Annotated in this window: 10 protein-coding genes and 1 tRNA gene; all 11 read right to left on the bottom strand. The window is 36.6% G+C overall.

The features are described 5' to 3' along the window. Positions 1-2: 2 nt before the first annotated feature. Positions 3-78: transfer RNA gene (locus KBI38_07080), tRNA-Lys, on the bottom strand. A 136-nt stretch (positions 79-214) separates the two neighbouring features. After that, positions 215-1,498 carry an adenylosuccinate synthase gene (locus KBI38_07075; GenBank protein ID MBP8629819.1) on the bottom strand — a complete coding sequence of 428 codons (1,284 nt, stop codon included), beginning with the start codon at positions 1,496-1,498 and terminating at the stop codon, positions 215-217. A 378-nt stretch (positions 1,499-1,876) separates the two neighbouring features. Then, positions 1,877-3,208, bottom strand: a complete 1,332-nt coding sequence (gene dnaB / locus KBI38_07070; GenBank protein MBP8629818.1) for a replicative DNA helicase — start codon at positions 3,206-3,208, stop codon at positions 1,877-1,879. A 21-nt stretch (positions 3,209-3,229) separates the two neighbouring features. Then, positions 3,230-5,164 (bottom strand): Lon family ATP-dependent protease, encoded by a 1,935-nt coding sequence (gene lonC / locus KBI38_07065; protein ID MBP8629817.1) that lies wholly within the window; start codon positions 5,162-5,164, stop codon positions 3,230-3,232. Between the two features lie 13 nt (positions 5,165-5,177). After that, positions 5,178-5,624: a 50S ribosomal protein L9 gene (gene rplI / locus KBI38_07060; GenBank protein MBP8629816.1), complete on the bottom strand. Its 447-nt coding sequence runs from the start codon at positions 5,622-5,624 to the stop codon at positions 5,178-5,180. After that, positions 5,596-7,599, bottom strand: a complete 2,004-nt coding sequence (locus KBI38_07055; protein MBP8629815.1) for a DHH family phosphoesterase — start codon at positions 7,597-7,599, stop codon at positions 5,596-5,598. Before KBI38_07055 ends, rplI begins: the two co-directional genes overlap by 29 nt. 20 nt (positions 7,600-7,619) lie before the next feature. Next, a complete protein-coding gene (locus KBI38_07050; protein ID MBP8629814.1) occupies positions 7,620-8,570 on the bottom strand; it encodes a YybS family protein in 951 nt (316 codons plus the stop codon). Between the two features lie 161 nt (positions 8,571-8,731). Further along, complete coding sequence (locus KBI38_07045) at positions 8,732-8,962, bottom strand: 30S ribosomal protein S18 (GenBank protein MBP8629813.1); 231 nt, start codon at positions 8,960-8,962, stop codon at positions 8,732-8,734. 15 nt (positions 8,963-8,977) lie between these two features. Further along, positions 8,978-9,382 carry a single-stranded DNA-binding protein gene (locus KBI38_07040; protein MBP8629812.1) on the bottom strand — a complete coding sequence of 135 codons (405 nt, stop codon included), beginning with the start codon at positions 9,380-9,382 and terminating at the stop codon, positions 8,978-8,980. Positions 9,383-9,404: 22 nt separating this feature from the next. Continuing rightward, positions 9,405-9,689, bottom strand: a complete 285-nt coding sequence (locus tag KBI38_07035) for a 30S ribosomal protein S6 (protein ID MBP8629811.1) — start codon at positions 9,687-9,689, stop codon at positions 9,405-9,407. A gap of 134 nt (positions 9,690-9,823) precedes the next feature. Beyond that, positions 9,824-10,729, bottom strand: a 906-nt coding sequence (locus tag KBI38_07030) for an MFS transporter (GenBank protein MBP8629810.1), incomplete at its 5' end; no start/stop codon positions are given.

The following is a 10,729-nucleotide window of genomic DNA, read 5'->3' as shown; positions in this document are numbered from 1 at the left end:
AATGGTGATCCACCCGCGACTCGAACGCGGGACACCCTGATTAAAAGTCAGGTGCTCTACCGACTGAGCTAGTGGATCATCTTGCTCACAAGATAATATTATAGTTTAATGAATAGCCTTTGTCAACAAAATCATTAAAATATTTTATGAAAAAGGCGATTACCATTAATCGCCTTTTATTTAGCTTCAAAAACCTGATAATTATTGTAATATTTTAGAACATATCTTTTACAATAATTGTTTGTTCACGACCAGGTCCAACGGAAACTATCCCGATTTTAATACCGGTCACTACACTCATTCTTTCAACATATGCCCGAGCATTAGCCGGCAATTCTTCATAAGTTTTAATACCACTAATGTCAGTCATCCAGCCATCAAATTCTTCATAAACCGGCTCAACTTCCGCTAAAACTTTTAAGCTAGCAGGAATTTCGTTGATAATTTCACCTTTATATTTATAAGCAACACACATCTTAATTTTTTCAAATTTATCTAAAATATCAAGACGAGTAATCGCCATATAATCAATACCACTAATATAACCAGCATAGCGTACAATCGCCGCATCTAACCACCCACAACGACGTGGTCTGGATGTAACCGTACCAAACTCATGTCCGAAATCACGAATTGCTTCACCAATTTCATTTAACTGTTCAGTTGGAAATGGACCTTCACCAACTCTAGTAGAATACGCTTTAACAACACCTAAAACTGTACTGATTTTATTTGGGCCAACGCCAGCGCCAACACAAGCACCACCGGAAATAGGATGCGAAGAAGTTACGTAAGGATAAGTACCATGGTCAAGGTCAAGCATTGTTGCTTGCGCCCCCTCAAATAACACTTTTTTCCCATTATTTAAATCTTCATTTAAATCAGCAGCTGTATCAATTACATATTTGCGTAAAATTTCAGCATATTTTAAATATTCAGCTTTAATCTCTTCATAATTAAGTTCAGGTGCACCATAGAAGTTTTTTAATAAACGATTTTTAACCTCTAAATTAGCTTTTAATTTAGCTGAAAACTCTTCTTCATCCATTAAATCAACTACTCTGATTCCACAACGATTGTTTTGGTCAATATAACAAGGACCAATCCCACGTTTAGTAGTACCAATCTTATGATCGCCACGAGCTTCTTCTTCTAACTCATCAATAACTTTATGATATGGCATAATAACATGTGCTCTATTGGAAATTCTAATTCCAGCAATATCAACACCTTTTTTAACCATCCCGTTAAGTTCTTCAATTAATACGCCTGGGTCTACTACAACCCCATTAGCGATTACACATTTTTTCCCTTTATATAAAATACCGGAAGGCAATAAGCGCAGTTTAAATTCTTCGCCATCAACTACTACTGTGTGACCAGCATTGCTGCCACCTTGATAACGAACAATAACATCAGCTTTTTCCGCTAAATAATCAACTATTTTCCCTTTACCTTCATCGCCCCATTGGGTCCCCATTACAACTACAGATGACATAACTTTACACTCCTTAATAAACTGCCAACACTATAATACATGATATTTTAGTATATAAAACAAGACAGTTCTTGGATTTTTTTATTTTAAACAATAAAAATAACTCAAATAGGATTTATCCTAATCTGAGTTTAATAACTAAATCATTTTTTCCCTTGATTATCATAGCATTACAAACCAGTAGTGTCAATATCTTTATCAATTTTTAACTAGGTTGTATTTACAATAACAGCATAATAATCAGCTTATAACCTTTTTTACTGTAAAGTATAAGTTCAGTTTTTTATCTTTAAAAACTGTTTGTCGCTGTGGAACCGACAAAGGTCAAAGTTAATTTTCAACTTTTATTTGTCAGCCCACAACGATAATTAACATTATTTATTCTTGCACTCGCGATAAATCGCAGAATTTTGTAAATTGTTTGTGGAAGAATAATTGAACGGTATCCACCGGACCATTACGGTGTTTTGCAATAATAATATCGGTAATGTTTTTATTTTCTGTTTCCGGATTATAATAATCTTCACGATATAAAAACGATACAATATCGGCATCTTGCTCTAAGGAACCTGATTCACGCAAATCACTCAACATCGGCTTTTTAATTTGTCGCGACTCTACGCTACGACTAAGCTGTGACAGTGCTATGACAGGCAAGTTTAGCTCTCTTGCCAACGCCTTTAAGGAACGCGATATTTCTGAAATTTCTTGTTGACGATTATCGCCACCTTTATTACTGCTACCTTGCATTAATTGTAAATAGTCAATAATAATTAGTTGTAAGTCATGTTCAATTTTTAGGCGACGCGCTTTTGAACGCATCTCCATCACCGTAATTCCCGGAGTATCGTCAATATAAATCGGTGCTGAAGATAAGCGATCCGCCGCACTAATTAACTTCGTCCAGTCACGTTCTTCTAATTCACCAATTCTCAATCGTTGTGAATCAATAGTAGCTTCCGAACAAAGCATCCGCTGTACCAGCTGTTCTTTAGACATCTCCAGAGAGAAAAAAGCCACTGCCTTTTTCTCTCTGATTGCAACATGCGAAGCAATATTTAGAGTAAACGCAGTTTTCCCCATACTCGGTCTGGCTGCTACTAAAATTAAATCTGATGGCTGTAACCCTGAAGTAATTTTATCTAAATCTTTAAAACCGGTCGCTAAACCTGTAATGCCCCCTTTAGAAGCATATAATTGTTCAATTTTGCCGAAAGCATCAAAAATAATACTCTTAATCGGTACAAAATCACCGGACATTTTTCGCTCTGAAACTTCTAAAATCATTTTTTCTGCTTTATCAATAATATCCGCAACCGCTTCAGTATCTTCATAGCCCATACTAGCAATATGAGTCGCAGAATTAATCAAACCTCTTAACAAAGCCTTCTCTTCAACGATTTTTCCATGATAATTAATATTAGCAGCAGTTGGGACACTATTGGCCAATGAAGTTATATACGCGATGCCACCAACAGCCTCCAACTTATCATTTTTTCGCAATACTTCTGTTACGGTCACCAAATCGACTGCTTCATTTTTATTAAACAATTCCAACATTGCTTCAAAAATCAAGCGATGAGCTTCTCGATAAAAATCATCTGCTTTTAAAAATTCGGCAACTTTTGAAATTGCTTCTTTTTCAATGAGCATTCCGCCAATAACAGCTTGCTCTGCTTCTATATTTTGTGGTGGTACTCTTTCGATCAAAAAAGTTCCTCCCTTCTATCTTTACTTTATCGGTTCTTCAAACAATACCTGTAACGCCTCTTCGGCCGTTTCTACCGGCACGATGTTAAGTCCTAAATGTTCTTTAGGAATATCTTGTTCATTTTCCTTGGGAATAACTAAAGTTGTAATGCCGGCTTGTTTAGCACCATAAGCTTTTTCGAATACGCCACCAACGGCTTTAACCTTGCCTTGAATCGATATTTCACCGGTAAGCGCAGCATTTTGCCTGATTGGGGTATTAGTAATGGCGGAAATAATCGCAATTAAAATTGCCGTTCCGGCTGAAGGACCATCAATTCGGCCACCACCAATAATATTAATGTGCACATCATAATTACTTAAATCTTCTCCGGTTATTTTTCGCACTACCGCCGCCGCATTAAACACTGAATCCTTAGCCATACTGCCGGCGGTTTCATTAAATCTAATAGTGCCTTTGCCTTTTTCATTCGCTGCAAAAGACACCGCTTCAATTTCCAACACCGAGCCTAAGTAGCCCGCGACACCAAGTCCGAAAATTTTACCGACTTCAGATTTTTCTGCGGCCATTTTATTAACATATGGTGATAGTCTACTAACTTGCACCACTCGATAAATATCATTTTTATCAATAACGATATTTTCAGCATTATCACCATTACGATATAATGCCAAGCTATACGCATCGGCCAAAATATTAATTGCCTTTCGACCTTCAATCGTATAATCAGAGATAATTTTGGGCACAGCTTCATCAATCGCAACATTAAGCTTACTAGCTGCGTTTTTTACAATTTCTTGAATATGTTTCGGTGTCAGTGGCTCAAAATAAATCTCAGCACACCGCGATCTGATTGCTGCATTAATATCCTCAGGTTCCCGAGTAGTCGCACCAATCATTACAAAATCCGCCGGTGCACCTTCCTCAAATAATTTTTTAATATACTTAGGTACATTTTCATCATTAGCATCATAATAAGTCGAATCAAAAAACACTCTTTTATCTTCTAGTACCTTCAATAACTTATTTTGTAGCATCGGATCCATTTCACCAATTTCATCAATAAATAAAATTCCGCCATGAGCTTCAGTCACCAAGCCCGTTTTAGGCTCAGGAATACCGGTATCAGCCAGATCACGCCTTGCTCCTTGGTAAATAGGATCATGTACCGACCCCAATAACGGATTAGTCATGTCCCGCGGATCCCATCTTAACGTCGTACCATCAGTTTCTACAAACGGCGCAGTCTCGGCAAAAGGAGTGAATTTAGCTTTGCGAGCTTCTTCCAGCACCAATCTAGCCGCTGTAGTTTTACCAACACCAGGTGGTCCATATAAAATCAAATGTTGTGGATATGGCGAGGCCAACTTTGCCCGCAAGGCTTCCACTGCTCGTTCTTGTCCTACAACTTCATCTAAAGTTGCCGGACGCAATAACTCCATTGCCGATTTCGTCAACTTGGTTTTATCAAGTTTTTCTAATTCTGCTAAACGGTTGAGACTTTGCGTGCTCTCTGAAGTCTTTTCTTCATCTTTTAAAATCTGCATTCTAATTTCTTTAATATATTCTTGGTGGCGCTCTTCCATTTTTTCCGCAACTTTTTTCTCAATTTTATCTTCTACACTGCGTCTTGCCATTAAATCAGCTAATTCATATTCAATATCATCTAAAATCTGCGGAATTTCTTCATTATTAGGAATCTTATCAATAGTCGGATCTTCATAAACTAGTTTTTGCAGAGCAATAATGCGTTCATATAAATCATCTGAACGCATTTGCTCTAGCGCATCTAAATTACCTGCGCGTAAAATTATTTTATCAGAACCAAAAATATTAGCTAATAAAGTGTATAAAGCGGCCACTTGACCGCTAAATTCTTCATATTTAACATTAGGCAAAACTTCTATTGGTTCTTCTTGTTTCTTTTTCATCAATTTATCTAAAAACTTTCTCATTAACAGCCTCTTCCTAGCCGGCGATTATATGAACCTTAATTTTACTTGTTATTTCTGGATGAACCCTAATAACAGCTTCATATTCTCCTACAGCTTTAATACCTTCTTTAAGCTCTATTTTTCTTCTATCAATATCAATATTGTTTTTTTCCTTCAAGACATCAGCAATATCTTTACCAGTTACTGAACCAAAAAGTTTTCCGCCATCACCAATTTTAACAGGAATAGTTACTTCAATTTTACTTAATTGTGCCGCCATTAATTTAGCTTCATCCACCGCTTGCTGTTGTTTTCTGGCTTCTGACTCTTTTTTTAGTTTAACACTATTAACATTAACGGCTGTCGCCTCAATTGCATATTTTTTCGGCAATAAAAAATTTCTTGCATAACCTTCTGATACTTCGATGACATCACCTTTTTTACCTAATTTTTTAACTTCTTGTTGTAGAATTACTTTCATCTTCTTCACTCTCCTCAATATATTTGGTGCTGATATCAAGTACCTTACACCGCAACTCTTCAATATTAATTTCTTTTACTTGTGCTCCAGCGACAGTTTGATGTCCACCTCCGCCAAACTCTTCCATGATAATTTGAACATTGACTTCACCATTAGAGCGAGCACTAATGCCGACAGCATCCTCTAATTGAAATAAAACCAAACTCATTTTAACTTTATCAATTTTAAGGAGTGCATCCGCAACCTGCGCTGCTGTTACCTGGATATTTTTCACCGGCTTCTTACACATTGTAATTATAATACCATTCGGCAAGGCTTCAGCCTTAGCAATTGCTTCCGCTCTAATTACGGTTTCTGCATAGTCTTCGCGGAATAACATTTTTACAATGCCCGGATCAGCACCGGCACGCCTTAAATATGCCGCTGCATCAAAGGTTCTAACACCGGTTTGTACTGCAAAATTTTTCGTATCAACAACAATTCCGGCATACAGCCCCGTAGCTTCAATCCTCGTTAAATCAATATTTTCCGAAAAATACATTAACAATTCTGTCACCAATTCCGCCGTAGAAGAGGCCGATGGCTCTAAGTAAACCAGTAAGGCTTTATTGATGAAGTTTTCTGATCGGCGATGATGATCTATTACAATGATGTTGTCGCTCTTATTTAATAATTCCGGCACTGCTGTCATCTCCGGAATATGGGTGTCCACAACAAATAACACCGGATTAGCCGCCGCCAAGGCAATTGCATCGGTCCGATCAACAAACAGATTATCATATTCAGCATAATCAGCGGTCATTTCCATTAAACGATTCACCGAAACATTAAAATCACTAACGGCAATATAAGCTTTTTTGTTAAGATGTCGAGCCATTTTAGCAACACCCATCGCTGCTCCCAAACTATCAAAATCTTCATTTTGATGACTCATAATCAAGACAAAATCAGCATTTAAAATGGTTTCATACAGTGCATGAGCCACAACTCTGGCTTTTACTCTGGTATGCTTTTCTACCGCCTTAGCTTTCCCACCATAAAATTGTCTTGCGCCCTCATTATCAAGAACAACCTGATCACCGCCACGGCCTAGTGCTAAGTCTAACCCAGTTTGTGCGATTTCTCCTAAGTCAATCATATTAACCGCACCCACTGCTACCCCCATACTAAGAGTTACAGGGTAGCGATTTGCACCATGAACTGCTTTAACTTTATCCAAAACATCAAATTTATCATTGATAACTTTATTAAGCGACTTACGATTTAGCACAGTAATATAACTATCTTCCGAGATTTTTTTGATAAAGGCCCCAACGTCACCAGCCCAACCCTCTAACAGCTTATTTACTTCAACGATAACATCAGTTCGTTGTGAATCAGTTAAGCCTTGTAGCACATCGTCATAATTATCAATTTGTACATACGCCAAGGCGGGCATTTCTAATAAATAATCTTGCTTTAACATTTCAAACGCAGTGACATCACCAACATATAAAACCAATAACCCCTTCGGTTCGCCCGGTGTTACTAGTAAACGGTGCTTAATATTAAAGTAGCGTTCATTAGACAATAACACAAATTCTCCATCTTTAGCCCACATTTTATCTAGCGGTAAGTCCGCAATAACCTCTGAAATATTACAGTCGTATTCAACCTTACCTTCAAACCAGCTATTAAATTCATTATTAGTCCACTGAACATTGCCGGCAGAATTTATTACAGCAATAGCAATCGGAAACTTATCAATGGCATAATTTGATAATTCATTGATATTTTTTGCTACACATTCAACATAGTTATCAAAAATTTTCTTACGTTCACGATAACGATCACGCCCATAAAAAAATAACGCGACTAACAATATAAAGCCCATAAATGCGAAATATTTATTATAAACCAATATTATCAGCATCAAACACAATATAACCGTTAAATAGATACAAGTGTCAATCCAGCTTGAAAAACCTTGAGGCATAATTTTGCCCTCCATTTATTCTAGGTATTATTAATTCTTTTGCGATAATCAATAATCATATCAAACGCTCCGGCAATTGCCACCGTTTGAATCATAAAGCCATTTAAAAATATTAAAATCAGTATAATACTCCAGACCATCTTTGACAAATTATATTTTTTCGCCAAATAATAACACAACGATAACCCTTGTAGTAACATTATAATATTAGCCAGTTGCTGAATATTATAAGATAGTTGCTTCAATAAGTAAATTTCTCTGGTAGTTCCCCAATATAAGCCAACCAAGGCAAAAGCGTAAATATACAACGCCAAAGTTGAAAATCGCCAATTACTAAAGCTTGGAATAGGCTCAACAAAAGTTCCTAGTCGATTTAAAACCAGACCCGCCACCTTATAATTAAGCCACACGCTCAAAAAGCCAAAGCAAATAATAATGAGCGGAAATAACATTTTTACATCGCTTGCCATTTTGGTAGTTGCCTCTGTTATTTCAGCAATTTTTTCAGTCGGAACATTTGCTTCAGTATAAACTTGTACCGCAACAGTACTAACTTGGCTAATAAATTTTTCTTGTTCATCAATTGGATTTATATTTGTTAACATAAAGCTCAAGCTCAAGTAAAGTGTTAATGATAAAATCGACACTATACTTGAAATAATAACTGTTTTTATCGGAGTAAAATTAAGCCTAATACATTGCCCAATAGCAATCCCAAAAATACCATAAATCAGCATTAACGACAATGCCGTCAGTGGTGATAATAACAGTGCTGTCAAAATTGTTATAACAACTGCCGTCAATACACTCCACTTAAAATCATGGCGAACTGCCAACACAATTAACGGAACTGACCATGTATAAATAAACGCAATTCCCAATAACGGTAGATATACTCCTAGCATAGCCATAACAATCGCAATTCCTGCTAAAATGCCACCTTCCATTATTGGCTTAGTTGTTTTCTCCATTTTTCCTCCTCTTGCCACCTAAAACCATCTTCTATTTTAAAGAAATTAATCTTATTATATTCTAACTTAAATATCTTTCTTCCTGCCAAACATCACAAAAACTTAACATTATTATTAATTTTAATAAAAAAAGAGCCTCAAAAAAGGCTCTTTTACTTGCTTTATTCAGCTGTAAACGGCAATAACGCAATGTTACGAGCACGTTTAATAGCAACTGTAACTTGACGTTGATGTTTAGCGCAGTTACCAGAAATACGACGTGGTAAAATTTTACCGCGTTCTGTAACGTAACGACGTAATTTAGGAACGTCTTTATAATCGATAGCTTCAACTTTATCTACGCAGAAACTACAAACTTTTTTCTTAGGTTTTCTACCTCTTTCACGTTTCATAGGACTTACCTCCCTTTAAAATGGTATTTCTTCTTCAGGGAAGACCTCACTGCCAAAGGAGTTCATATCAACAGATGATGACGAGCCACCTTCTGCTGCCGCACGTTTACTACCTAAAAACTCAATACTTTGAGCAACTACTTCTGAAACACGACGTTTTTGACCATCTTGTGTTTCATAAGAGCGGATTTGCAAACGTCCTTCAACCAAGATCTGACTTCCTTTAGTAAGATTATTTCCACAAATCTCGGCCAGTTTCTCCCATGCTACGATGGGTATAAAATCAGCAGACTCCTTTTGAGCACTTCCACCACCAAAACGATTTACCGCAAGATTAAAGCTGGCAACAGCTTTGCCACCTTGTGTATAACGAACTTCCGGATCTTGTGCAAGGCGCCCAACCAATATAACCTTATTCATGGTTTACTCCCCCTGGCTTTTATTATTCTTCGTCTTTAATTATCATGTGTTTCAAGATCTCATCAGTAATCTTCATTACACGGTCAACCTCGTTAATAACTGCAGGCTCAGCTGTAATGTAGAATAAGCAGTAATATCCGTCTGTGTTATCTTTTATTTCATAAGCAAGACGTTTTTTACCCCAACGATCAATCTTGTCAATGTTACCACCATTAGTAGTAATGATGTTTTCGAATTTAGCAACAACACCATTAATAGCTTCTTCATCAAGTGGCTTAACAATGAATATGACTTCGTATTTTCTCACGAAATCACCTCCCTCTCTGGACTAATGGCTCCTTACGGAGCAGGGAAGGTTCAAAAAAACTTTTTAAACCTAACTGTCATACGACCTTAGAATTATAACATTATCTATATTTTTTTGCAACACTTACAACAAAACTATTTATCTTTATTCTTCCCTCTAGCCAGCGAAATAAAAATTCCCACAAAGCTTAATCCACTAAAAACCACAAAAATATTTTTAAAACCAAGTAACAACGCCTTATGATAATCAGGTTCAAGGTTTATAAAAAATGATAAAAACAAATTAACCAAGGCCATGCTAAAACCTTGGCCAAATAATCGCATGGCCGACAACACCGAGGCCGCAACACCGTGATCTTTTTGTTCAACTGCACTCATAATAGCATTATTATTCGGCGACGAGAATAATGCAAAGCCTAATCCTATTATCACCAAGGCTCCAGCGATATAAAAAACACTACTTGTTTCCGAGATAAAGAGTAATAATACTAACCCGATAGTATTTAAAGCCATCCCCACCGTTGCGACAATTCTCGGTTGAATTTTATCTGACAAGCTCCCTGCCAACGGTGAAAACAGTGCCATTAACAACGGTTGAATTAAAATAATCATGCCGGCGGTCGGAGCGTCCAAATTTTGTATTAACTGCAAATATAGTGATAACACAAAACTAATCGCAAAGGTCGCACTATAATTTATCATAGCGGCGAGATTAGACATTGCAAATATTATATTCTTAGAAAATAATTTAATATTCAAAACTGGATTAATTATTTTTCTTTGTACTAACACAAACACAACAAACAATATTAACCCTAATGCCATCAAATATTTCCCATAATAATTTTCCGCATAACTTGAGCAACCATATAATAAGCTGGTACTAGCAAAAAAATAAAGCAAACTCCCCTTTATATCGAAAGGTTCTTTTTGTCCATACCATTCATCATGAACTTTTTTTATAGCAATCAAACTTAAACCCAAGCCAATGGCAATCAAGAAAAAAATACTGCGCCAACCCCAAAAATGAGTAATGATTCC

It is taken from the genome of Negativicutes bacterium (assembly GCA_018052945.1).
Classification (GTDB): Bacteria; Bacillota; Negativicutes; order JAGPMH01; family JAGPMH01; genus JAGPMH01.
This window is presented reverse-complemented; position numbering and strand designations above follow the sequence as displayed.